The 21,718-nt window shown below is 61.9% G+C and carries 24 protein-coding genes; 12 read left to right on the top strand and 12 right to left on the bottom strand.

Going from position 1 to position 21,718, the window contains the following annotated elements; translation table 11 throughout:
* From AB3X94_RS35685 to AB3X94_RS35675, 3 genes are all read left to right on the top strand, one after another.
* Positions 1-404 (top strand): YadA family autotransporter adhesin (locus AB3X94_RS35685; protein WP_368613962.1); only part of this gene is annotated, 404 nt, incomplete at its 5' end.
* A 51-nt stretch (positions 405-455) separates the two neighbouring features.
* Positions 456-698: a hypothetical protein gene (locus AB3X94_RS35680; protein ID WP_368613961.1), complete on the top strand. Its 243-nt coding sequence runs from the start codon at positions 456-458 to the stop codon at positions 696-698.
* 265 nt (positions 699-963) lie between these two features.
* On the top strand, positions 964-3,180 hold the full coding sequence (locus tag AB3X94_RS35675; RefSeq protein ID WP_368613960.1) for a beta-glucosidase: 2,217 nt from the start codon (positions 964-966) through the stop codon (positions 3,178-3,180).
* A 60-nt stretch (positions 3,181-3,240) separates the two neighbouring features.
* Here the strand turns inward: AB3X94_RS35675 and AB3X94_RS35670 are convergent, their stop codons facing one another.
* The 4 genes from AB3X94_RS35670 to AB3X94_RS35655 all read right to left on the bottom strand — a co-directional run bounded on the left by AB3X94_RS35670 (position 3,241) and on the right by AB3X94_RS35655 (position 6,812).
* Positions 3,241-4,563 (bottom strand): amidohydrolase family protein, encoded by a 1,323-nt coding sequence (locus AB3X94_RS35670; RefSeq protein ID WP_176110476.1) that lies wholly within the window; start codon positions 4,561-4,563, stop codon positions 3,241-3,243.
* Positions 4,564-4,931: 368 nt separating this feature from the next.
* Positions 4,932-5,537, bottom strand: a complete 606-nt coding sequence (locus AB3X94_RS35665; protein ID WP_368613959.1) for a hypothetical protein — start codon at positions 5,535-5,537, stop codon at positions 4,932-4,934.
* A gap of 17 nt (positions 5,538-5,554) precedes the next feature.
* Complete coding sequence (locus AB3X94_RS35660; RefSeq protein WP_176106821.1) at positions 5,555-6,094, bottom strand: thioredoxin family protein; 540 nt, start codon at positions 6,092-6,094, stop codon at positions 5,555-5,557.
* Position 6,095: 1 nt separating this feature from the next.
* A complete protein-coding gene (locus AB3X94_RS35655) occupies positions 6,096-6,812 on the bottom strand; it encodes a cytochrome c biogenesis CcdA family protein (protein WP_176125871.1) in 717 nt (238 codons plus the stop codon).
* Between the two features lie 374 nt (positions 6,813-7,186).
* Between AB3X94_RS35655 and AB3X94_RS35650 the strand changes: the two genes are divergently transcribed.
* The 4 genes from AB3X94_RS35650 to AB3X94_RS35635 all read left to right on the top strand — a co-directional run bounded on the left by AB3X94_RS35650 (position 7,187) and on the right by AB3X94_RS35635 (position 10,230).
* Complete coding sequence (locus AB3X94_RS35650) at positions 7,187-8,230, top strand: alpha/beta fold hydrolase (RefSeq protein ID WP_368613958.1); 1,044 nt, start codon at positions 7,187-7,189, stop codon at positions 8,228-8,230.
* Between the two features lie 381 nt (positions 8,231-8,611).
* Complete coding sequence (locus AB3X94_RS35645) at positions 8,612-8,959, top strand: DUF4148 domain-containing protein (protein ID WP_368613957.1); 348 nt, start codon at positions 8,612-8,614, stop codon at positions 8,957-8,959.
* A gap of 41 nt (positions 8,960-9,000) precedes the next feature.
* Positions 9,001-9,354 carry a DUF4148 domain-containing protein gene (locus AB3X94_RS35640; protein ID WP_176106817.1) on the top strand — a complete coding sequence of 118 codons (354 nt, stop codon included), beginning with the start codon at positions 9,001-9,003 and terminating at the stop codon, positions 9,352-9,354.
* 87 nt (positions 9,355-9,441) lie between these two features.
* Positions 9,442-10,230, top strand: a complete 789-nt coding sequence (locus tag AB3X94_RS35635) for an alpha/beta fold hydrolase (RefSeq protein WP_176106816.1) — start codon at positions 9,442-9,444, stop codon at positions 10,228-10,230.
* A 21-nt stretch (positions 10,231-10,251) separates the two neighbouring features.
* Here the strand turns inward: AB3X94_RS35635 and AB3X94_RS35630 are convergent, their stop codons facing one another.
* Positions 10,252-10,725, bottom strand: a complete 474-nt coding sequence (locus AB3X94_RS35630) for an Lrp/AsnC family transcriptional regulator (RefSeq protein ID WP_013092527.1) — start codon at positions 10,723-10,725, stop codon at positions 10,252-10,254.
* Positions 10,726-11,061: 336 nt separating this feature from the next.
* Between AB3X94_RS35630 and AB3X94_RS35625 the strand changes: the two genes are divergently transcribed.
* On the top strand, positions 11,062-11,691 hold the full coding sequence (locus tag AB3X94_RS35625; protein ID WP_368613956.1) for a LysE family translocator: 630 nt from the start codon (positions 11,062-11,064) through the stop codon (positions 11,689-11,691).
* A gap of 265 nt (positions 11,692-11,956) precedes the next feature.
* On the opposite strand, the gene AB3X94_RS35620 is transcribed toward AB3X94_RS35625, so the two are convergent.
* The 6 genes from AB3X94_RS35620 to AB3X94_RS35595 all read right to left on the bottom strand — a co-directional run bounded on the left by AB3X94_RS35620 (position 11,957) and on the right by AB3X94_RS35595 (position 14,871).
* Positions 11,957-12,757, bottom strand: a complete 801-nt coding sequence (locus AB3X94_RS35620; protein ID WP_176106814.1) for an SDR family oxidoreductase — start codon at positions 12,755-12,757, stop codon at positions 11,957-11,959.
* A 105-nt stretch (positions 12,758-12,862) separates the two neighbouring features.
* Positions 12,863-13,018: a DUF3309 family protein gene (locus AB3X94_RS35615; protein WP_013092523.1), complete on the bottom strand. Its 156-nt coding sequence runs from the start codon at positions 13,016-13,018 to the stop codon at positions 12,863-12,865.
* A 226-nt stretch (positions 13,019-13,244) separates the two neighbouring features.
* Positions 13,245-13,454, bottom strand: coding sequence for a hypothetical protein (locus AB3X94_RS35610; protein WP_176106813.1), 210 nt, complete (start codon positions 13,452-13,454; stop codon positions 13,245-13,247).
* Between the two features lie 345 nt (positions 13,455-13,799).
* A complete protein-coding gene (locus tag AB3X94_RS35605) occupies positions 13,800-14,018 on the bottom strand; it encodes a hypothetical protein (RefSeq protein WP_176106812.1) in 219 nt (72 codons plus the stop codon).
* Between the two features lie 195 nt (positions 14,019-14,213).
* Entirely contained in the window at positions 14,214-14,513 is a 300-nt protein-coding gene (locus AB3X94_RS35600; protein WP_176106811.1) for a hypothetical protein, read from the bottom strand.
* A gap of 88 nt (positions 14,514-14,601) precedes the next feature.
* Positions 14,602-14,871 carry a hypothetical protein gene (locus tag AB3X94_RS35595; RefSeq protein ID WP_176125864.1) on the bottom strand — a complete coding sequence of 90 codons (270 nt, stop codon included), beginning with the start codon at positions 14,869-14,871 and terminating at the stop codon, positions 14,602-14,604.
* 433 nt (positions 14,872-15,304) lie between these two features.
* On the opposite strand from AB3X94_RS35595, the gene AB3X94_RS35590 reads away from it, so the two are divergent.
* Positions 15,305-17,473: a protein kinase gene (locus AB3X94_RS35590; protein WP_368613955.1), complete on the top strand. Its 2,169-nt coding sequence runs from the start codon at positions 15,305-15,307 to the stop codon at positions 17,471-17,473.
* Between the two features lie 28 nt (positions 17,474-17,501).
* Here AB3X94_RS35590 and AB3X94_RS35585 read toward each other — a convergent pair whose 3' ends face one another.
* The gene (locus tag AB3X94_RS35585; RefSeq protein WP_368613954.1) at positions 17,502-19,532 is read right to left on the bottom strand and encodes an SUMF1/EgtB/PvdO family nonheme iron enzyme; all 2,031 of its coding nucleotides are present in this window, start codon (positions 19,530-19,532) and stop codon (positions 17,502-17,504) included.
* Between the two features lie 311 nt (positions 19,533-19,843).
* Here AB3X94_RS35585 and AB3X94_RS35580 point away from each other — a divergent pair, with 311 nt between their 5' ends.
* The 3 genes from AB3X94_RS35580 (at position 19,844) to AB3X94_RS35570 (ending at position 21,367) form a co-directional block, all read left to right on the top strand.
* Positions 19,844-20,347: a DUF4399 domain-containing protein gene (locus AB3X94_RS35580; RefSeq protein WP_246391943.1), complete on the top strand. Its 504-nt coding sequence runs from the start codon at positions 19,844-19,846 to the stop codon at positions 20,345-20,347.
* A 46-nt stretch (positions 20,348-20,393) separates the two neighbouring features.
* Positions 20,394-20,831 (top strand): DUF4399 domain-containing protein, encoded by a 438-nt coding sequence (locus AB3X94_RS35575; protein ID WP_176106807.1) that lies wholly within the window; start codon positions 20,394-20,396, stop codon positions 20,829-20,831.
* Positions 20,832-21,082: 251 nt separating this feature from the next.
* Complete coding sequence (locus AB3X94_RS35570; RefSeq protein WP_176106806.1) at positions 21,083-21,367, top strand: hypothetical protein; 285 nt, start codon at positions 21,083-21,085, stop codon at positions 21,365-21,367.
* Positions 21,368-21,718: the final 351 nt, after the last annotated feature.

Genomic DNA, 21,718 nt, shown 5'->3' with positions numbered 1-21,718 from the left:
GTTCGGCCACGCAGCAGCGTCAGATCACCAACGTTGCAGCGGGTACGGCGGACACGGACGCGGTCAATGTCGGTCAGATGAACAGCTCGGTTGCGCAGGGCGTGCAGCAGGCCAACAACTACACCGACATGCGGTTCAACGACTTGAACAGCACGATCGACAGTATCGCGAAGAAGTCATATTCCGGCTCGGCAGCGGCGATCGCCACGGCCAATCTGCCCCAGGCTCCTGCCGCGGGCAAGAGCATCGTAGCCGTCGCAGGCGGAACGTATGCAGGCCAATCCGCAGTTGCCGTCGGTTTGTCGACGTTCACGCGTAACGGCAAATGGATCATCAAGGCTTCGGGCTCGACCACCACCGCGGGTTCGTTCGCCGTCGGCGCCGGCGCCGGCTTCGTCTTCTAAACTGGAGAACGGCACACGGATAGACTAACGAAAGAAGCGGAACCGGGCGGGATGTGCGAACATCCTGCCCGTTTTTTTTGGGGGGCTTCTCAACGGGATTTCAATGATTACGTGGTGCGTCGTTATGTAATCGATACGAGTCCGCTCGAGCAATTCGAAGCTGAGGCATTTGCAAGGATGCGGATTCCGCCCGGCGAAATTGGGCGGCCAACATCAGGAATATTTTCTCCGGCCGAATTTCCAATAAAAGACCGGAAAGAAATTGCTGGCGCGCTATTCAACTTGATTCATTAACTTTCAATTGAATTATGTAAGAAAAGGCTTTACGCCCCATTACGCATAAAATTGCGGGCATTAGTAGAACTACCGATGCTGTAGTCAGACTACATTCTTACATTACTCACCACGGAGAGTCGCTACAGCCCATCCAGTTGCCCCGATTCTTCTTCCAACAGGCAAACGTTTGCAGTCATCGCTGCATGCCTGTTTTCGCGTCCGCTTTCCACCCACTCGACGCGCTCCGTTGTCCCAAGAAGAGCACAATTTCGGAGAGACACCTATGCAGAAGAAACTATGGCCGGCCGTCGCGATAGCGGCGGCCGTGAGCGCTGCTGCGCACGCGGAAATGCCCACTCCTGGTCTCGACTTCGCACCCATGTCGACGGTGCTGAACGCGTTCGCGTCGGCGGCCGCGCATCGGCGCGCGGAAACGCTCGTCAACAAGATGACGATCGACGAAAAACTGCAGTTCATTCATTCGGAGTACGCGATGTCCGCCGTGCCGGGCGGCGGCGCGGGCTACATTCAGGGCGTGCCGCGTCTCGGCATTCCCGACCTGAACATGGTCGACTCAGCCACCGGTTCGGGCAGCACCAACCAGCCATCGACGACCTTCCCGGCGACGCTCGCGGTGGCGGCGAGCTGGGACCGCGCGCTGTCGTGGAACTTCGGCAAGCAGATCGCGATTCAGTTGCGTCAGCAGGGCTTCGGCATGGGCCTCGGCGGTGGCACCAACCTCGCGCGTGAGCCGCGCGGTGGCCGGCTCTTCGAGTATCTCGGCGAAGATCCGGTGCTCGCCGGTGAGATGCTCGCCGAACGCACCGACGGCACGCAAAGCCAGAAGGTCATCGCGACGATCAAGCACTACATGGGCAACGAGCAGGAACACAACCGCGGCGGCGGCAACAGCCAGATCGACGAGCGCACGATGCGCGAGCTCTATCTGCTGCCGTTCGAAATCGCCGCGCGCCGCGCGCAGCCGGGCAGCGTGATGTGCAGCTACAACGAGGTCAACGGCACCTATGCCTGCGAGAACTCGCACATCCTCAACGACGTACTGAAGAACGACTGGCACTTCGAAGGTCAGGTGCAGTCGGACTGGGGCGCGACGCATAGCACTGCCTCCGCGATCAATGCCGGTCTCGACGAAGAAGAGGACGTCGGTTCGACCGTCTATCTGACGCCCACGCTGGTCAAGCAGGCAATCGCGAACGGCTCGGTGTCGACCGCGCGCCTCGACGACATGGTCGAGCGCAAGCTGTACGTGATGATCCGCACGGGCGTGATGGACGATCCGCCGAAGGGTGGCGCGACCATCGACTTCTCGGCCGCGAGAGCCTTCACGCAGTCGGTCGAAGAGCAGTCGATGGTACTGCTGACGAACGCTGGCAATCAGTTGCCGCTGTCCGCCGGTTCGCTGTCGCGTATCGCGGTGATCGGCGGGCACGCTGACGCGGCGGTGTTGACGGGCGGCGGTTCGGGCAACACCCGCGATCCGGTGACGGGCGCGTTCGCCGGTTGCGGCGGCTTGACGTTCGGCACCGAGACGGGCTGCAGCTGGTGGACCAACCCGTGGCTGAAGCTGAACACCCCGATCGTGTCGGCGATCAAGGCGCTCGCGCCGCAGGCCACGGTGACCTTCGCCGGCAACAGCGATCAGCAGTCGCCGTTTGCCGCCTATACGCAGCAGCAGATCACCCAGGCAGCAACGCTGGCCGCGAACTCCGACGTCGCGATCGTCGTGGTCGCGCAGCCGGCCGGCGAGGATATCGGCGATCTGCCGAGCCTGGGCCTCGCGAATCCGACCAACCAGGATGCACTCGTCGAAGCGGTTGCGGCGGCCAATCCGCATACGATCGTCGTCGTCGAAAGCGGCAACCCTGTGCTGATGCCGTGGAAGGACAGCGTGTCGGCGATCGTCGAAGCATGGTATCCGGGCGAAGGTGGCGGCAACGCGATTGCGAACGTGCTGTTCGGCAAGGTCAATCCTTCCGGCAAGCTGCCCGTCACGTTCCCGGTGCACGACCAGGACACGCCGACGTGGGGCACGAATGGCGCGTTTGCGGCGAACCCGGTGTACTCCGAGAAGCTCGATATGGGCTATCGCTGGTACGACTCGCAGAACATCACGCCGATGTTCGAGTTCGGCTACGGCCTGTCGTACACGCACTTCGCGTACTCGGGTCTATCGGTTCAGCATCTGCCGGGCGGTCTGATCGATGTGTCGTTCAACGTGCGTAACGATGGGCGCGTCGCCGGTGCCGAAGTGCCGCAGGTGTACCTCGGCGTGCCGTATCAGGGTGAGCCGCCGCGGCGTCTCGTCGGCTGGGACAAGGTTGGTCTGAACCCGGGCGAATCGCGTCGCGTGCACGTGGTCGTGACGCAGCGCATGCAGAGCGTGTGGGATACCACGAACAACCGTTGGCTCTATGTGCCGGGCAGCACGGTGTACGTCGGCGCATCGTCGCGCGACATCCGTCTGCAGGGGCACGGCTAAATAGTGTGACGTCGTAGCGATCGCGGGCGCGCGAAGTTGCGCGCCCGCTTGTATTGCCGATTACGCTTTCAGCGTGTTCTTGTAGAACTTTCCATCCTTCATCACGATCCGCAGGTTCTGCTCCGGGTTAGCCATCAGGTCGAGATTCTCGAGCGGATTGCCATCGACGAGAAGCAGATCGGCGTATGCACCTTCTTCGAGTACGCCGAGCTTGCGCGGATACGGATTGCGGTGCCCGGACAGCGCGAGTAGTTGTCCATTGGTGCCCGTTGCGATGGTCAATGCCTCGGCTCCGTTGTACCACCGCTTCATATGCGTGAGCATCCTGCCTTGCCCTGCGGCCACGGTCTGCGAAAAGATCAGGTCCGTGCCGAATGCGACCTTGATGCCATGCTTGCGCGCGAGTTTGAAAGCGCGATCGGTGCCCGCAATCACTTCGAGAAATTTCTCGCGGCTCTGTGGGGCGAGCGGGCCCACGTCGTCTTCGTTGACGAACGGCTGCGTGCTCAACCACGTGCCGTTCTTCGCCATCAACGCCGCAGTCTTGTCGTCCATCAGATGACCGTGCTCGACGCACTGCACGCCCGCCGCAACGGAGCGCTGAACCGCTTCTGGCATGTACGCATGCGTGAGGACATAGGTGCCCCAGTCGGCCGCTGTTTCGACGGCCGCGCGCAACTGCTTTTCGGTAAAGGTGAGCATGTCGAGCGGACTGCGCGGCGTCGATACGCCACCCGAGCCGACCAGTTTGATCTGCGTCGCGCCCTGGATGAACTGCTCGCGCACGCGCAAGCGGACTTCGTCTTCGGTGTCGGCGATTGCGAAGCCACCGTCCCGCTCCAATTGGGTGACCTGGCTGCTGGTGCGCGGCAGATCGGTCAGTGCGCGGAAATCGCCGTGACCGCCGGTGGTCGTGATCATCGCGCCGGACGGATAGATGCGCGGTCCGGAAATCATGCCGCTATCGATTGCCTGCTTCAGCGCGAATGACGGGCCGCCCGCGTCGCGGATCGTCGTGAAGCCGCGCAGTAGCGTGCGTTCCGCTTCAGCGCTTGCCGCGATATGAACGAGTGAAATGTCCGATTGAAGGATGACCTGAACCGGCACCGCCGCGAGCAGCGCATGCCAGTGCATGTCGATCATGCCGGGCATCATCACCTTGCCACCGCAATCGACCAGCGTTTTGCCGTCGCTCGAAGCCGGTTGACCTCGACCCAACTGGCTGATGCTGTCACCCTCGACAACCATATAGAGGCCGTCACGCAACGTCGACGACTTGCCATCGAACAAACGGAAGTTCGTGAACAGCACCGGCTTCGCGGGCGGTGCTGGCGGCACGGTGGTTTGGGCATTGCTGAGCCCGGGCATTACGAGACTCAGCATCGAGGCGGCGAGACCAGTGACAAAACCGCGGCGCGACAGGTCGGCGCTAATACGGCGGTTTGCATATTGCACTTGTGACTTGTCACAAAGACATGAGGAAGATGGACTGACTATTTTATTGCCAAGATACTTTCCTGAAGGCATAGCTCACCCCATTACGTGGACCACGGTGCATCAAAGCCGCCGTCTGACTACAGTTCACAATTGGCGACGTGAGAGTCAAGCCAGCACAGAGTATCTGCTGCGAACGATGATGGCAAATGCGGGAGCCGAGTGCGGAAATGATCGGTCGAACTAAGGCCGCGATGCGACGAACTGGCGTAGCGCGGCAGGGCCGCCTAACGGGTCGATGCGCAATCTTCGAGTATTCAGTGCCGGCGCTGAAATTCCCAATTGTCCGAACCGGACCGACAGAATCGCGGAGTGAGATGCATCGTTTGTCCTCTTGCACTGAGGTCGATTGCCGCGACCCGGCATGTTCGCGCCTCTTCCTTGACCGTGTGTGAGGGTGTGATGGTCGCGTGGACACGAGGCCTGTTGCGCGTAGCGTCGTTCGTCCAGTCGAGTGATTCGCCATCCTGCTTGGTATCGAGCGCCTGATTCACTGCGGACTGGATCGACGCGATGTCCGCTTGCCGCATCAGACTGATCGGCGTATCGCTCAGGAATCCAAGGTTGATGGCCGCGTGAGCGCCCATTGTTCCCAGCACGAGCAAGCTACCAATAACCACTTTGTACAGCCGCGACGGTACTGACATGGGTTGGTTCTCCTGAGAAGAGGTCATGCGCAGATCGATGGCCAGAAGGACAATGAAGGCAATGACAGCCGATAGTACCATTGGAAAAGTCTCGACGAGTACGCTCGTGCAGGGTTTCGTGGACGAAGAGAAGCCCGCCTGACCCGCACGGTTCGGGTCAGGCGGGCTCGTGCGATCACAGCTCGATATAGTCTGATCGTCGGGGATCAGCGTCATCCCGACGGATCGCTTCGTCAGGTCTTCTGCGCGAGCAGCGCCTGAATCCTGGCTTCGGTCTGCGCATAGTCGCCTTCTCCAAAGTGCGAGTAGACGATATGACCTTGCTTGTCGATCAAATAGAAGGCGGGCCAGTACTGGTTGTTATACGCATTCCAGGTCGCGTACTGGTTGTCCTGCGCAACCGGATAGGTGATGCCGAGCCGCTTGAGCGCGGTCTTCACATTGCCGGTGTCGCGTTCGAACGGATATTCGGGCGTATGCACGCCGATCACCGTGAGCCCCTGATCCTTGTACTTCTGGTTCCAGCTTTTCACGTAAGGCAGCGTGTTGGCGCAATTGATGCAGCTATAGGTCCAGAAGTCGACGAGTACTACTTTGCCGCGCAACTGCTGCAATTTGAGCGGCTCGCTATTGAGCCATTGCGTGATGCCTGTGAGCTCGGGTGCGGGCGGCCCGCTTTCCTGCGGCGCGGCGATCGCGGCCGTACTCGCCGTGATCAACGCGCAGGCGGCAAACGCGGTGGACAGTGCGAAGCTTTTCAATCGGGTAGTCATGTCAGAGTCCTTTGAGTGAGGGGAAAAGGCCGGCGAGCCGCGCGTACAGCAGCACGTCGTACTGCAAATAGATGGCGAGTGCGGTCAGCATCACCAGTACGCCGAATACCTGTTGCAGACGCTCTGCGTGACGCGAGACGACACGTACATGACGCGTCACGTAATGTCCGCCATAGATGATCGCGAGCATTGGAATCGCTGCGCCGATCGCATACAGCGTGAGCAGCAGGGCCGACCAACCGAGGTCCTGAGCCTTAACGACGAGCACGAGAATCGACGCGAGCACGGGGCCGGCGCAGGGCGTCCATACCGCGCCGAGGGACATGCCGAGCACGAATCCACCCGCGTTGCCGCTGCCCGGCTGAGTGCCCGGCGCAATGGCCGCGCCGATCCGGTCGAGCGGTCCTTGCAGTTGCGCGACGAGCCAGTCGTAGGGGCGCGGCCAGATACGCAGAAGTCCGGACAGTGCGAGCAACGCGATGCCGGTATTGCGCAGTACCTGTTGCGCGACGTGCACGGTGCTCGACACAGCGCCCAATAGCAGCGCGAAAGACGCGAAGGTCAGAATGAAGCCGGCAACGATGAAGAGTGGCCGCGTACGGCTCGGTTGTTCGACGGAAGTGCCGAGCAGGATCGGCATCACCGGCAGCACGCAGGGAGAGGCAATCGTCAGCAACCCGGCGAGCAGGGCGAGCGGAGTTTCGAGGGTACTGTGCATGATGGGCGTTCCGTTGGCTGGGATGACCGTATTGGAACGCCCACGCGTATCTGGTTTATGTCGGCGATCGGGCGCGGTTGCAATGTTGTGTGTCCGCGCACGGCGTAGATACATTGCGACACAAACCGGCTGACGAGTCGATGCGCGCTGCGGTGGCTGCAGCGCTGGTGGAATGCGTGATCAGCGCGTCCTGCATGTGATTAGTCGACTACGATTGATGCGTTGCCCGTAAAGCAACGATGCGTGAACTTAGTTGCTCTTGGTGACGGCGGCCTGCGCTGTCACCATTCATCTCAAGCGGGGGGCTGCGCGATATCGCACGCGAGCGGACCCGATCAATTCCGTATCCAAGCCTTGCTTGAAGGAGAACAACCATGTCGGATCAGATCAATAGCCGTCGCCGCCGCTTTCTCGGAACGGCGGTTGCGGGTATCAGCCTGCTCGAATTGGGGCTGAGCGGGCTCGCGCATGCGCAATCGGCCGACACGGCCGGCAATGCGAAAGCAGTTGCGCACGTGGCGTCGTTCGAGAACATTCGCTCGATCAATGCGGGCACGCTGAGCATCAGCTATGCGGAAGCGGGCCCGCAGAACGGACCGGTGGTCATTCTCCTGCATGGCTGGCCTTATGACATCTACAGCTTTGCCGAAGTAACGCCGTTGCTGACGGCGGCCGGTTATCGAGTGATCGTGCCTTACCTGCGCGGCTACGGCGGCACGCGTTTTCTGTCGGCGGATACGCCGCGCAACGGCCAACAGGCAGTGGTCGCGGTCGACATCATCAACCTGATGGACGCGCTGAAAATCGACAAGGCCGTGCTCGGCGGCTTCGACTGGGGCGCGCGCACGGTGAACATCGTCGCGGCGCTGTGGCCGCAACGCGTGAAGGCGATGGTGTCGGTGAGTGGATATCTGATCGGCAGCCAGGAGGCTAACCGCGCGCCGTTGCCGCCGAAGGCCGAGCTCGCGTGGTGGTATCAGTTCTATTTCGCCACCGAGCGTGGCCGCGCGGGTTATGAAGCGAACCGTCATGACTTTAACAAGCTGATCTGGCATACGGCCTCACCGAAATGGAATTTCGACGATCCCACGTTCGAGCGCTCCGCCGAATCGTTCAATAACCCGGACCATGTTGCCGTGGTGATTCACAACTACCGCTGGCGTCTTGGACTCGCGCAGGGCGAGCCGCAATACGACGAACTCGAAAAGCGCCTCGCCACCGGACCGACGATCGCGGTGCCGACCATCACGCTCGAAGGCGATGCGAATGGCGCCGCGCATCCCGAGCCCGCTGCATACGCGAAGAAGTTTACCGGCAGGTATCAGCACCGCAACGTCAGCGGCGGCATCGGCCACAACCTGCCGCAGGAAGCGCCGAAAGCTTTTGCGGATGCGATTCTCGACGTCACGCGCCTTTGATCGAGCCGGCGCTCGCCGGCTTCTCTCTTCTGAACGGAACCCCCAGCAGTCGAACGCACGGCTGCCGGGGTTTTTTCATGGGCGGGCCATTTGCAGCACGCGCGCAACTCGCAAGACGCATGCGACGCTGGCACTGCGCCGCATGTTCGGAAGCGGGGTTTTGTATCGCAATGTATCAACGGCGTACGCAGACAAACACGCTTGCAGAAATGGGGGGTGACGAAAACATTGCAGATACGTTGGAGCGTTCTAATGTCTTCACGCAAGGTTGATTCACAACGTTGCGTGTGAATCAGGCGGGGCATGACAGTGTATCTGCATTGATGGCTTTGTGTTCCGCTCAATCCTTATCCCTGATGGTTTGATACCCGGAGAAGACTCATGAAACTCGTTCAATCGCTGCTCGTCGCCGCACTCGTCGCCGCTCCTGCTGTTTCGTTCGCGCAATCGCAACCGCAACAGGCGCTCACTCGCGCTGAAGTTCGCGCGCAGGTGGTCCAGTTGCAGAAGGCCGGCTATAGCCCGGCTAGTGACAACGCGGAATACCCGCAGAACATCGAGGCAGCAGAAGCGCGGGTCAGCGCCAGCAAGGACGCTACCGCTTACGGCGGTGTCGAGAATGGAAGCTCGGCTTCCAGCTCGCATCTGCCGATGAAGCATGCGGCTGCGCATGGAGCCAACGACGGCTCGAACGTTGTCGGCCTTGGCTCGATCTACGCGCACTCCTGATTCGTTGATCGCTGAATGTTCTGATACCCCGGAGAAGACTCATGAAACTCGTCCAATCGCTGATCGTCGCTGCACTCGTCGCTGCTCCCGTTGTTTCGTTCGCGCAATCGCAATCGCAACCGCAACAGGCGCTCACTCGTGCTGAAGTTCGTGCGGAGCTGGTTCAATTGGAAAAGGCCGGCTACAACCCGGCTAGTGACAACGCGCAATACCCGCGGAACATCGAGGCAGCAGAAGCGCGTGTCAGCGCGGGCAAGGACGCTACCGCCTACGGCGGCGTCGCGAACGGCAGTTCGGCTTCGGGCTCGCACGTGCCGATGAAGCATGCGGCGGCGGATCGCGTATATGACGGCTCCAACGTCGTCGGCCTCGGTTCCATCTACGCGCATTCGTGATCGACACAAATGAGCAAGCCGTCCGCGCGCATCGATTCATGTCGACGCGCGGACGCCTTGTTTAACCCACCTGACGAGATAAAAACGATGACCACGTTGCTGAAAAAAATTCTCGGTTCCGTTCTGTTGCTGGGCGGACTGTTCGCATTGCAGGCCCCGGAGTTCGCGCAGGCTGCGCCGCCCGACGACCTGAATGGCAAGAACGTCGTGCTCGTTCATGGCGCCTTCGCTGACGGGTCGAGCTGGGACAAAGTGATCCCGTTGCTCGAAGCGCGCGGCCTGCATGTCGTGGCCGTGCAGAATCCACTGAGTTCGCTCGCCGACGACGTGGCGGCAACCCGGCGCGTGATCGCGCAGCAGAACGGACCTGTGATTCTGGTCGGCCATTCATGGGGCGGCGTGGTGGTTAGCGAAGCGGGCAACGACGACAAGGTGAAGAGCCTCGTATACATCGCGGCATTTGCGCCGGACAACCGCCAGTCCATCGCCGACATCACGAAAGACAAACCCGCTCCGGTCTGGGCTAGCGAGTTGCGCAAGGACTCGGCCGGCTATCTGACGCTATCGACCCACGCGGTGCTCGACGACTTCGCGCAGGATCTGCCGCTGCCGCAGAAACGCCTGATCGCGGCGACGCAGCAGCCGTGGGCCGCTGGCTGTATCGACGACAAGGTGACGAACGCCGCCTGGCATGACAAGCCGTCGTATTTCGTGGTGTCGGGCCGCGACCGCATGATCGATCCGGCCTTGCAACTGGAGATGGCGAAGCACATCGACGCGAAGATCACGCGCGTCGACACGAGCCATGTCGCGATGCTGAGTCAGCCGCAAGCGGTGGCCGACGCGATCATCGCCGCCTCGCGTGCCGCGCATTGAACCGCGCAGTCTGATCACCAATCAGATTGCGATCGATGGAATGCTCTTCATGCAGCGCAGCGCGAACATCGAGCGGCTATGGCGAATGCCTGCGATCTTGTAGAGCTTTTCGCGCAGGAAGCGTTCGTAGCCGGCGGTACCGTCTACCGCGACCTTGACCAGGTAGTCGTAATCGCCGGACACCAGGTACGCTTCCAGTACTTCGCTGAGCGTGGCGAGCTCGGCGCCGAAGCGCGCGAGTGCATCTTCGTCGTGGCGGTCCAGCGTGACCTCGAGCAGCACGACGTCCGCGAAACCGAGCTTCTGCTGATCGAGCAAGGCAACATAGCCGCGGATATACCCTTCGTTTTCGAGCTGCCGCGTGCGATTCCAGCACGCGGTGGTCGACATGCCGACCAGTTCGGCAAGATCCGCATTGCTGAGCCGGGCGTTCTTCTGAAGCTCGCGCATGATCTTGCGATCGAGGGCGTCGAGCGGGCGGTTTCGGGTGTTCATCAACGACGATGGAAGAATATTTTGCGAAACAGCATTGTAGGTGAAGATCGTTCCGAATAGGCGGCATCAGCGGATGCGTTTAAGAAGCCTATCCAGCCGGGCTCCCGGTATATTTTCAACGTGCATTCATGCCCGGGACATCCACCCGGACCGCAGGCCTCGCGCCGGCGATCCTCCGTGGCCAAAAGCCGCTTTTTCGGTGTCTCGCCGCCTTCACGGTAAGGCGGCACGCGGGCGAATTCCGGCGTTACCCACGCAGGAAGGCGCGCTCGCCGGGCATGGACGCATGTCGCCGCATGTGTCTATCGCAACTCTCTTTTGCCTGCTGATTCGCCAATGCCGATCCAGTTGTATGTTTCGTTTCTTCTCGCGTCCGCCGTACTCGTTTATTCGCCCGGTCCGGTCAATGTTCTTACGATGAGTCAGGCGCTAAGCGCTGGATGGCGCGCGGCATTGCCCTGTGTATGGGGTGGCACCTGCGCGGTATTGCTGCAACTCGCATTTACCGCGTTGTGTCTGAACTCGCTATTGCTGATCGATGAGCGCGCGCTAATCGTGTTGCGCTGGGCCGGCGCGATTTATCTGGTTTATCTTGGTTTCAAACAATGGCGAAGCGGCGCATGCGCGGCTTCGCCGCTTCTGGCCCAGAGAGCCGGACAACGCGGTTTGTTTTGGCGCGGCTCCGCGACGTCGGGCCTGAATCCGAAAACGCTATTGTTCTTTCCGTCTTTCTTTCCGCAGTTCATCAGTACTTCGTCGAATGAAGCGCATTGGTCGGCCAATCATCAGTACTTTTTGCTGGCCAGTACTTTTGCGCTGATGTTCGCGTTGGGCGTCGCATCGACGGCAATCTTCTCACACCGTCTGCGCACGGTTCTGCAGCGGCCCGCGCGGCTGCGCGTCGTGAACCGCCTGATGGGTAGCTTGCTGGTTGGAATGGGCGCGCTGATGGCGGCGGTACGCTGACTGCGAAACGAGCCGCATACCGCCGCCGCGGGGACAACGTCACCCTTATCGTCTGTACCGCGCGATATCAATGGAAAATGAGGTACAGGATGATCAGAACGATCAACGGAACGCCGAGTAGCCAGCCAATCAGGTAAGGCATGATGTCATCTCCTTTCGTATTTAAGTTCGGATACGCAGGAGTGTCAGCAGGCCGCGTGCCTGAGTCGAAACGGCACCAGGCTGCGATGCATAGGGGTGTCGTATGTCGTGCCCGTATCGTTCTTTAGCCGTTATTCGAGAAGCCCGGATACAGCGTCATCCCGCCATCGACGAACAGCGTCGTGCCGACGACGTAATCGCTTTCATCGGAAGCAAGCCACACCGCCGCCTTGCCGATATCTTCCACGGTGCCGACGCGTCCATAGGGAATCAACTGCAATAGTTTGTCGAGTGCCGCTTGCGAATCCCACGCGTCCTGATTGATCCGCGTACGGATCGCGCCCGGCGCAATCGAATTGACGCGAATGCGCTCGGGAGCCACTTCCTGCGCCAACGATTTCATGAACATCTGAACGCCGCCTTTCGACGCGGCGTAATTGACGCGCCCCGCCCACGGAATGACCTCGTGAACGGAACTCATGCAAATGATCTTGCCGAGCGCTTTCGATACGGTCGTCGGGCCGCGGCGGCGGAATTCTTTTACTGCGGCCTGGCAGGTCAGAAACTGGCCGGTCAGATTCGTCGACAGCACGAGTTGCCAATCGTCGAGCGTCATGTCGGCGAATGGGCTGTCCTTCTGCAGTCCGGCATTCGCGACCACGATATCGATGCCGCCAAAGCGCGCGCGACTCGCCTCGAAGAGGTTCGCTACCTGAGCGGGATTGGATACGTCTGCCTGGATCGCGATTGCCGATCCACCGGATTCTTCTATTTCGTCGGCGAGCTTTTCATCAGGTTGCGCGTGCGAATGATAATTGAGCACGACCGCCGCGCCAGCATCCGCGAGTGCTTTGGCGACGCCATAGCCGATTCCCGAACTCGCGCCGGTAATCAGCGCGACCTGATTGGCCAGTAACTTTTCCATTTGAGTGCTCCGGCAACGACGAAAGGCGAAGCCGCCACCTACCGGCGCGCGACATCGCGCGGATAGACGGCGGCCCGCCTGGTGTTGCAGTCCACGACGCGTGGCCTATATCACGCCGGCAACCAGCAGAACGATCACCACGATCAATACGATGCCGAGTCCGCCGGTCGGACCATAGCCCCACGCCCGGCTGTGCGGCCACGCCGGAAAAGCGCCGATCAGCAGCAGAATCAGCACGATGAGAAGAATGGTTCCTAGCATGTTATGACCTCCGCCTGGTTGAAGGGGACCTGCTGTACCCAGGTTGCCCACAGGGCCGCAGGGTCATCCCTAGAGAGCAAACCGCGTACCCAGGGCCGATCCTTTAAGAGGATCACAGTGGCAGCGCACGCCGGTGCGGAGATTCGCGAGTCAATTAAAACGGCACCCATTGCGCTCAGAACATGAGCCGGGTGCCGTTTTTCCAATTGTGGACACGTCGCGCGTCCTATAGAAGGTAGGGTCCGTTGATGCGGCCTTCGAAGATCGCGGTGTTGATGTCCCAATCGTCGACGGTGCCCGTGCCGCCACCGTCCACCTTGACGACTACCGATCGGCCGCCGCGCAACGTCTTCATCTTTTCGGCGCTCAGCGTTTTGTCGTCGGATGGCTCGCGCGCGCCGGGTGGCAGGTCTTTGATGATCACAGTGGCTTTCATGGCATTTCTCCTTGACGTGAAAAGGCGAGCACAGTGCGGCGCCCGCCTCGATTTCTGCAAGAGCTATGCCAATGTAGGGGAAGTGAGCCGCAAAATGGAGCGGGGGCCGCGATGCGAAACCTGGCAAGGATCCGCGCGATAGCCGCATTGAATCACGCCGGATACGACCGCGATCTCGAGTCGAAGTGTTTGCGCGCGTCGCACGGGTCGCGTGCGAAAGGTTGGGGCGCAGCGCAGCGTCGCGCGTGGCGAACCGACGCGTGCAACGCTCTATCGCAAGCCCAAACGGAAACGGCACGCGCCCTGTGCGCGTGCCGTGATGCTGAAACGCCCCCGCGAGCAATGCTAGCGGCGTCGCCCTTTGCGCGGCGCAGCGGCTTCCGCGATACGCAGATGCGCGTCCGGAAAGCCCGGCGGGTATTCGACGACGCGCGTCGCGGCCGGCACCAGCGGCGCGGCGAGACTCGACCGCGCGCCGACACGAGCGCCGCCGACGATCGCGGCCATCGCCTCGCGGTCGAGTTCGACGCTTTCGGTCAGATCCTTGATGCTCAGCTTGGCCATGACGGCTCCAGAAAAACGCGCCGGCGGCCAGACCCGTTCGGGTTCCGGCCGCCGGGCTCGGAATGTGTTCAGTGTGCTATTCGTTTTACTGCGGTCTCAACGCACTATCAGTATAGGAAATCCGTTCGCGGCGTGCGCGGTCGTGGTGCTGTCGCGGCAGTGAAGGAACCCCCGGTCCCCCGCTGGTGCCTCGGCTTACACGGCGGAGAGGTTCGCGCCCGCCAGGATCGGATCGACTTTCAGCTTCGGCAGCACGACGTCCGAGCCGATAAAGCCGATGTCATTGAGCGCTGCGACATTGACGATTTGCTGTTGAGCCAGATTCTGAGTGACGTTGACATTGACGTTGACGTTGGCGATGCCGGCAAGGCTGCCGAGACCACCAGGGCCCGAGGGCATGGGCACGTTGCTGCCGGTGCCGCCGGCGATCCCGGACATGGTCCGGCGATCGAGTTCGCGCGCGCCGGGCAGATCGCGAATCATGAGGGATGACATGGCGTTTCTCCTAAAACGTATGGAAGGCGGACATGCATGGCTTGCGGCGAAGCGGCCCGCGACAGCGGACGCCTCGCCGCGCCATGCATTAGTGGCCGTTAGAGTTGCTCGACACGACATACGGGCTGAGCGTCGAGTCGATGCCTTCGGAGAACGCAACGTTGTTGCCGTTGGCGTTCTGGAAGTTCAGTTCGTTGCCGATGAATTGCGAGGTGGTGCTGTTCTTGATGCTCGTCGGCGCATAGACCGGGGCGAAGCTGTAGTACTTGCTGGGGCCATAGCCACCGCGGACGGCTTTCATGGCCTTGCTGTCGAGTTGTTCGGTAACGGACAGGTCTTTGATCATCAGCGTTTTCATGGTGAGTCTCCTGAAGGAAGTTTTCGCAGTGTCGCGAGTGGTTTCGAGCAATTCGTTTGCTCGGGCATCACTAATGCACAGGCTGTGCCAGTGGTGGCCACGTATCCTGAGGAAATCGACGAAGCCTTGTCGTATAAGGGTTTTGCGCGAGGTTCGGCCGCCGTTCCGGTCCGCTCGAACCGCGTTGACGCGCTCCGGGCGGTGGCGGCAGTCCGACATCGTGGCGGACCCTGTTGGCTCGCACACGACATTGCGCGCGACACCATGCGGCGCGGCGCGCGGCTCATGCCTGGTTTGCCTGGTTTGCGAAAGCGCGGACCGGGAGCTAGTATCGAAACGGCACATGTAACTGGATACGACAGCTTCTCTATCGACCCGCGTGGCGTCGGTCGCATGCGACACGGTCCAGCGGCAACGGCGGTGCTTCGCAAAAATGGCTAGCCTTGCGCGTGTGATTCTCGACTTCCAGAGCGGCGAGCTGTCGCGCGACGAGTTCGTCGCGCAGCTCGACAGCGCGTTGGCGACCGAGCAACTCGGTCCGACGCGGCTGCTGGAGACGCTGTACGCCGCGCATCACAAGTCACCGTTGCCCGACGATCTCTATCTGGAAGTGCGGCGGCGCATCGAGCTGCTGCGCGTGTCGAACGTCGCGGCGGGTGGCGAGGAAACCGGCATACAGACCACGGTCGATCTACCGCCGCTGCGTTCGTCGAGCGCGGGCGGCGCTGGCAGCGCTGGCAGCGCTGGCAGCGCGAGTACCACTGGAAGCACCGCGCACGAAACCATCAAAGGCATCGGCGATACCCTGAACAACCGCTTCGTGCTCGAAGAGTGCCTCGGCGTGGGCGGCATGGGCACCGTGTACAAGGCGCTCGATCTGCGCAAGCTCGAAGCGTCGGACCGCAAGCCCTATCTCGCGATCAAGGTTCTGAACGTCCAGTTTCGCGGCAATCCGAATTCGCTGGTCGCGTTGCAGCGCGAAGCACGCAAGGCGCAGGTGCTCGCGCATCGCAACATCATCACCGTGTACGACTTCGACCGCGACGGGCCGATCGTCTATCTGACGATGGAGTATCTGAGCGGTAAGCCGCTCAGCCAGCTGCTGCGCACGCCTGGATATCAGGGGATGCCGGTGCGGGCCGCGCTGCCGATCGTGCGCGGCATGTGCGCGGCGCTCGCGTACGCGCACGAGCGCGGCTTCGTCCATTGCGATTTCAAACCCGCGAACGTGTTTCTGACCACCAATGCCGAAGTGAAAGTGATCGACTTCGGCATCGCGCGCGTATTCCAACGGCCGGAAGAGGAGAGCGACGCGACCGTGTTCGATCCCGGCAGTCTCGGCGCGTTGACGCCGGCCTATGCGAGCCCGGAGATGATCGAGCATCGCGAGCCTGACCCGCGCGACGACATCTACGCGCTTGGCTGCATCACCTACGAGCTGCTGACCGGACATCATCCGTTCGATCGCCTGTCGGCTACCCAGGCGCGCAATGCCGAGTTCAAGCCCCAGCGTCCGCCGAATCTCGATGCGCGCCAATGGCGCGCGTTGCGTGCCGCGTTGTCGTTCGACCGCAATACGCGGATGCCGAGCGTCGTGCGCTTTATCGCCGAGTTCGACAATGAAGCGCGCGCGGAGAAGTCCGGGTCGCTCGCATGGGCCGGGCTCGCTACGCTGGCCGTCGTGTGCGCGGTTACGGTGGGCGTGTTCGCTGTTCGCTCGGGGTCCAACCGGCAGCAGGCCGCGCGTTCCGAGGCGGCGGGACCGCTGGGCGATCAGGTCGATCGGGCGGCTGCGGCGTCCGCTGTCGCGCCTGCAACGAATGCCGCACAGACAGCGCCTTCGGCTGGCGCGAATGAAGGCAGCACTACAACGGGTGGTGCGGCCGCAACCGCGACGCCGGCGCCCGCGCCCAAGCCCGCGTTGACGCTTGCGGCGATCACGCCCACGCTTGCCCGGGTACCGTGTTCGGCTTTATCGGGCGCAGTGCAGGACCACGCACTGACGGTGCGCGGTTTCCTGTCGCAGCGGTACGGCGCCGCGCGTCTCAAGGAGACCTTGGCGGCGCTGCCTGGCGTCGAGACGGTTTCGCTCGACGTGCGGCCGCTCGCCGACGACAAATGCGACTTCGTCAAAACGCTTGCGCCGTTTCTGGTGCGCAACTGGCAGGCGGGACGGGCAGCGTCGCTGCATATGCGACCGCCAAGCGGTTTGCTGACCGAGAACGACTCGCTGGTGGTCGACCTGAAAGCGCCTCCGTTCGATTCCTTCGCGACCGTCGACTACTACCAGTTAGACGGCCACGTCGTGCACATGGTGCCGAGCCGTCTGTGGCCGGACAACCAGATGCAGGCCAACGGCGGTCCGTACACGATCGGCAGCAATGCGGGCGATTGGACCGTATCGAAGCCGTTCGGCTCGGAGATGGTGGTGCTGGTGGTGACCCCGGTGCCGCTGTTCGACAAACTGCGCCCGGAAAGCGAAGCGCGCGCCGATTATCTGCGCGCGCTCGAGACGCGGTTGAAGCAGATCGGCGGCCAATACGGGCAGGATCGTCTATTGGCGGACTTCGCGCCGATTACGACCAAACCCGCCAAGCCATGATCCGTCAGAGAGCCAATCGAAACGGCCCTCAGCGCAAATCCTTGACGACGCGAAAACCGTTCTGCGATTGACGCACGCCCGCGCTGTATTTGAAGCGCGTCGCGCTGAGCATGTAGTCGCCGCCTTCGCGCCATGAGCCGCCGCGAATCGCGCGCATCTCGCAGCCGGGCGTGTCCCATGCGTGGCCGTCGGCGGGTGCGCCCTGATAGGAGTTGTGCCAGCAGTCGGCGGTCCACTCCCAGACGCCGCCGTTCATGTCGTACAGACCCAGCGGATTCGCGGCGAACGTGCCGACGTTTTCCGGTCCTTCCTTGTGCCACGGGTCGCCGCAGTCCTTGCAATTGGCGTTGCCCTTGCGCATCTGATCGCCCCACCAGTACGCGGTCGTGGTGCCGGCGCGATCCGCGTATTCCCATTCGGCTTCGGTCGGCAGACGGTACGGTTTGCCGGTCGTTTTGGCGAGCCATTTGACGTACTGCTGCGCGTCGTCCCAACTCAGATCGCGCGCGGGTGCGGTCTTGATGCTATTGCTCTCCGGGGTCAGTTTCTGGCATGCGCCGGCGGCGACGCACGCATTCCATTGCTCGACCGTCACCGGAAATTTGCCGATCGCGAAGGGTGCGCCGATGCTCACGCGATGCACGGGCTTTTCCGAAGGGTCGTCGGTATTGCTGCCCATTGCGAACGAGCCGGCGGGTACGGCGACCATGATCGGACAGGCGGCGCAGTCGCGGATTTCACCGGCGGTCGGCGGATGGGCGACGGTCTTTTCGGCGAAGGGCGCAGCGGCGGCCGTGGCGGGCGGCGTCGGCGCTGGCGCGGCAGCGGGGCGCGGTGGTGGCGGCGCGGCCGCGCTCGCTTGCGCCGCGGGATGCGCGACCTGGGCAGGCGGTGCGGGTGGCGCGACATGCCCGCTCTGCGCCGCGGGCGCGGCCGGTTGCGCACCACTCACCGCCGGAGTCGATGCCGCCGCGCGCAATCGATCGATACGCGCATGCGCGAGTGTGGCGAAGCGCCCATTCGGATAGGCCTTCAGATAAGCCTCGTAATCGGCTGGGTAGTTGCTGTCCTTGATCGACTCCCAGAACGTGATTTCGTATTGTTCGCCGCTTTCCTTCGGCATGATGCCGCGACTGCGCGCTATTACGGCGCGATCGTCCGACGTTATCGACGACGCAATAGTGCGTTCGCCACTGGTGGGAATGGAAGTACGCGCTACGGAGAGCCACGGCTGCTGCGCTCCGCGAGTGGCGGCGCGCACCTCGGTGGCGACTTGGCGGAACAGCGCGGCGAGCGATTGGGACGATGCGTCGGCATCATCGAGCGCTTGCAGCAACGCACCGGTGTAGACGCCATGCCGCGGACCGTCCGCCGCGAAACCACCCGGCGCGGTTGCGTAGGCAATCACGGTGTTGGCAGCGAGCTTCGGTTGGTCGATCGCAATCTCGGCGGGCCTAAATGGATCGTCGAGGCAGGTATCGAGAATCAGCAGATTGAGCCGGCCGGCGCGAGCGGATTGCATCGCATGCAAGACGGTATTCAGTTCGACGCCGTTATTCAGCAGCGACACCGGTGCTCGGTTATCGGCTCGAGCATCGAGTCCCGCCGGCAACAGCAGCGTTTGTCCGGCTACCTGCATGCCGTGTCCGGCGAAATAGAACAGCCCGATATCGCCTGTCTTCAAACGTCGTTGAAATTCGTCGATCGCCGCGCGCATTTGCGGCGGCGTCGCATTCGTGCGCGTGATGACTTCGAAGCCACGTGCCCGGAGTGCAGAGCCGATCGATTCGGCGTCGCGCGGCGCGTTGGCGCGGATCGGGTTAGTGGCGTCGCCGTATTCGCCATTTCCTATCACGAGCGCGATACGCCGCGAATGGGTGTCCTCGCGTGACGAAGCAAAGGGTGAAAGGAGCAGAGCGGTATCCGCCGGCCGCCCCGGTTCACTCGTCACCGAAGCCGCACTCGGCTCGATGAATTCGCGTTGCGTCGCGGCACCGGCGCTATCCCACTGCGCCTGGATTGCCCCAACCACGCACACCAGCAGGAATCGTCGCCACATCGTTTTATCCTGTTTGTACCGGACAGAATTCAGGCATTCGCGCACCACGATCGCGCTGTCCGCGCTCATTATTAACGATAGCACGCGCTTCGCGTCATAACTGTCCGGGAGTCCTGAACGCGTCATACGGTTAACGAGCATTGCGTATCTTTTTAGCAAGTTAAGTTCTAAGCTGATTCACAAAGTCACCTCACACGGCCGTTTTAACTAGGTGGCTGTCTACCGGTTTCAATCCGCGACAAGCCGCTCGAACACCCGGATGCCCATCGATAGCCGGGCCCAGCCATGACTCCTGTTCGGGAGAGTGCGCTATGCGAAGAACCCGTGTTTCCTCTCTTTTCGGCAGACGTGATCCGGCACAAGCGCATTGCGGCGGATTGCGCGCGGCGGTGTGCGCGACGCTCGTCGCGGTGTGCATCGGCATAGGAACGGGCGGCGTCGCGCGCGCCGAGCAGACGGCGTCACCACCGGGGGCCGAGGAGTACATCATCTGGCCGTCGGATGGCGCGGTGATTCACGGCGGCAAGCTGTGGGTGCGCATGGGGCTGCGCAATATGGGCGTGTGTCCGAAGGGCATCGCGTTTCCGAATACCGGCCACCATCATCTGCTGATCGACACGGATTTGCCCGCGCTCGACCAGGAGATTCCATCGGACCGCCAGCACCTGCATTTCGGCGCGGGCGAAACCGACGCGCGCATCGAGTTGCCTCCCGGCAAGCACACGCTTCAGCTGATTCTTGGCGACCATCATCACGTGCCGCACAACCCGCCGGTGTATTCGAAGAAGATCACCATCACTGTGCTAAAAGACTAACGCGATCCGTTGGTTCGAACTGGTCAAGCCGGAACGGAGAGTCCTGATGAACAAGATCATTGCGGCCGCGGCATTCGTCGCGGCGGCGCTGACGGCATCGACAGCGCCGCAGGGTGGGTGGGCAGCAACGCCGTCGCCGCCCAGCGCCTACGCGTATATCGGCTATCCGAACGATGGCCAGGTGGTGCCCGCCAATAAGCCGTTTCGCGTGTGGTTCGGCCTGCGCTTCATGGGCGTCGCACCGAAAGGCGTGAAGTACCCGAACACCGGCCACCACCATCTTCTGATCGATAGCGAGCTGCCGCCGCTGGATCAGGAGATACCCTCGGATCGCCACCATCTGCATTTCGGCGCGGGCGAAACGGAAACGATGATTTCATTGCCGCCGGGCAGGCATACGTTGCAGCTGTTGATGGGCGACGACATGCATATGCCGCATAACCCGCCGGTGTATTCGAAGAAGATCACGGTGATCGCGCGCTGACTGTCATCATGCAACCAACAATGCCGCGTGCGCTGTTGGCTGCGATCCACCATTCGCGAGCCCCGCTCCGCCGGTTGGTAGCGACGCCACGGCGGGTGCGTTCTTCCAGGCCTTTACTGCAAGGCCGTCATCACCCGGATAACGAAAGCGCAGCACTCCTGGCATAGCCCATGCATCAGTAGCGCCCGAGCAGACAAGTTGCTCGAACCCGACGCACCACGATGCGCTTTCCCTTTCCCAGGAGTTTTGCCATGAACACGCTGATGATCAAGGACCTGTCCAACACCGAACAACTCGACAGCAAGGCGATGAGCGCCGTGCGCGGCGGCAACAGCTACTACTGCCCGATGCCGTCATACCTCAGCTATGCGCCCGTCTATGCGCCGACCAGCATCAAGAACATCTGCACGACGCAGTCGATCAACACGGAAATGAACATCCAGAGCGCGAATGGCAACAACTCGGCGCTGGTCAGCGGTACGACGACCTACATCGAACCGACCGTGTACTCGAGCAACGTCAACAACGTGAAGTGAGCGGCGCTCGCACGCGCGGCCCGAGCGGCCGCGTGGGCGCGCCCGCGTAGCCGCGTCGCTCAAAAAGACCATTCATTCAATCGTCCTTTCCACGCATCCTTCGCGTATCCGCCGCTCCCCGCATCGAGATTTCCGCCGCTTCATCGCTGAAGCCGCGCGGACGCGGCTCGGCCTCCAAAAACCGGCCGTCTCGCGCGAAACAGGCGGGTGCAACTGGAGACAACCGTGTCAGCATCGCCGAATTCATCGTTCGGTTCGTCGTGTGATTCGCCGGACCTTCAGCGGGTTTGCGCCGCAGCCACGGCGCCGCGCCGCATCGGCCGCGTGCTGCGCGGCCTCGGCGCCGCGACG

The organism is Paraburkholderia sp. BR10923 (assembly GCF_040948765.1).
Classification (GTDB): domain Bacteria; phylum Pseudomonadota; class Gammaproteobacteria; order Burkholderiales; family Burkholderiaceae; genus Paraburkholderia; species Paraburkholderia youngii.
The sequence above is the reverse complement of the archived record's forward strand: the minus strand, read 5'-3'. Positions and strand labels throughout refer to the sequence as shown.

What these genes read in the sequence shown, in the direction of transcription:
- AB3X94_RS35680 (WP_368613961.1), top strand. Translation starts at nt 456, where the DNA reads ATGTGCGAACATCCTGCCCGTTTTTTTTGGGGGGCTTCTCAACGGGAT.
- AB3X94_RS35675 (WP_368613960.1), top strand. Translation starts at nt 964, where the DNA reads ATGCAGAAGAAACTATGGCCGGCCGTCGCGATAGCGGCGGCCGTGAGC.
- AB3X94_RS35670 (WP_176110476.1), bottom strand. Translation starts at nt 4,563, where the DNA reads ATGCTGAGTCTCGTAATGCCCGGGCTCAGCAATGCCCAAACCACCGTG.
- AB3X94_RS35665 (WP_368613959.1), bottom strand. Translation starts at nt 5,537, where the DNA reads ATGACGCTGATCCCCGACGATCAGACTATATCGAGCTGTGATCGCACG.
- AB3X94_RS35660 (WP_176106821.1), bottom strand. Translation starts at nt 6,094, where the DNA reads ATGACTACCCGATTGAAAAGCTTCGCACTGTCCACCGCGTTTGCCGCC.
- AB3X94_RS35655 (WP_176125871.1), bottom strand. Translation starts at nt 6,812, where the DNA reads ATGCACAGTACCCTCGAAACTCCGCTCGCCCTGCTCGCCGGGTTGCTG.
- AB3X94_RS35650 (WP_368613958.1), top strand. Translation starts at nt 7,187, where the DNA reads ATGTCGGATCAGATCAATAGCCGTCGCCGCCGCTTTCTCGGAACGGCG.
- AB3X94_RS35645 (WP_368613957.1), top strand. Translation starts at nt 8,612, where the DNA reads ATGAAACTCGTTCAATCGCTGCTCGTCGCCGCACTCGTCGCCGCTCCT.
- AB3X94_RS35640 (WP_176106817.1), top strand. Translation starts at nt 9,001, where the DNA reads ATGAAACTCGTCCAATCGCTGATCGTCGCTGCACTCGTCGCTGCTCCC.
- AB3X94_RS35635 (WP_176106816.1), top strand. Translation starts at nt 9,442, where the DNA reads ATGACCACGTTGCTGAAAAAAATTCTCGGTTCCGTTCTGTTGCTGGGC.
- AB3X94_RS35630 (WP_013092527.1), bottom strand. Translation starts at nt 10,725, where the DNA reads ATGAACACCCGAAACCGCCCGCTCGACGCCCTCGATCGCAAGATCATG.
- AB3X94_RS35625 (WP_368613956.1), top strand. Translation starts at nt 11,062, where the DNA reads ATGCCGATCCAGTTGTATGTTTCGTTTCTTCTCGCGTCCGCCGTACTC.
- AB3X94_RS35620 (WP_176106814.1), bottom strand. Translation starts at nt 12,757, where the DNA reads ATGGAAAAGTTACTGGCCAATCAGGTCGCGCTGATTACCGGCGCGAGT.
- AB3X94_RS35615 (WP_013092523.1), bottom strand. Translation starts at nt 13,018, where the DNA reads ATGCTAGGAACCATTCTTCTCATCGTGCTGATTCTGCTGCTGATCGGC.
- AB3X94_RS35610 (WP_176106813.1), bottom strand. Translation starts at nt 13,454, where the DNA reads ATGAAAGCCACTGTGATCATCAAAGACCTGCCACCCGGCGCGCGCGAG.
- AB3X94_RS35605 (WP_176106812.1), bottom strand. Translation starts at nt 14,018, where the DNA reads ATGGCCAAGCTGAGCATCAAGGATCTGACCGAAAGCGTCGAACTCGAC.
- AB3X94_RS35600 (WP_176106811.1), bottom strand. Translation starts at nt 14,513, where the DNA reads ATGTCATCCCTCATGATTCGCGATCTGCCCGGCGCGCGCGAACTCGAT.
- AB3X94_RS35595 (WP_176125864.1), bottom strand. Translation starts at nt 14,871, where the DNA reads ATGAAAACGCTGATGATCAAAGACCTGTCCGTTACCGAACAACTCGAC.
- AB3X94_RS35590 (WP_368613955.1), top strand. Translation starts at nt 15,305, where the DNA reads ATGGCTAGCCTTGCGCGTGTGATTCTCGACTTCCAGAGCGGCGAGCTG.
- AB3X94_RS35585 (WP_368613954.1), bottom strand. Translation starts at nt 19,532, where the DNA reads ATGTGGCGACGATTCCTGCTGGTGTGCGTGGTTGGGGCAATCCAGGCG.
- AB3X94_RS35580 (WP_246391943.1), top strand. Translation starts at nt 19,844, where the DNA reads ATGCGAAGAACCCGTGTTTCCTCTCTTTTCGGCAGACGTGATCCGGCA.
- AB3X94_RS35575 (WP_176106807.1), top strand. Translation starts at nt 20,394, where the DNA reads ATGAACAAGATCATTGCGGCCGCGGCATTCGTCGCGGCGGCGCTGACG.
- AB3X94_RS35570 (WP_176106806.1), top strand. Translation starts at nt 21,083, where the DNA reads ATGAACACGCTGATGATCAAGGACCTGTCCAACACCGAACAACTCGAC.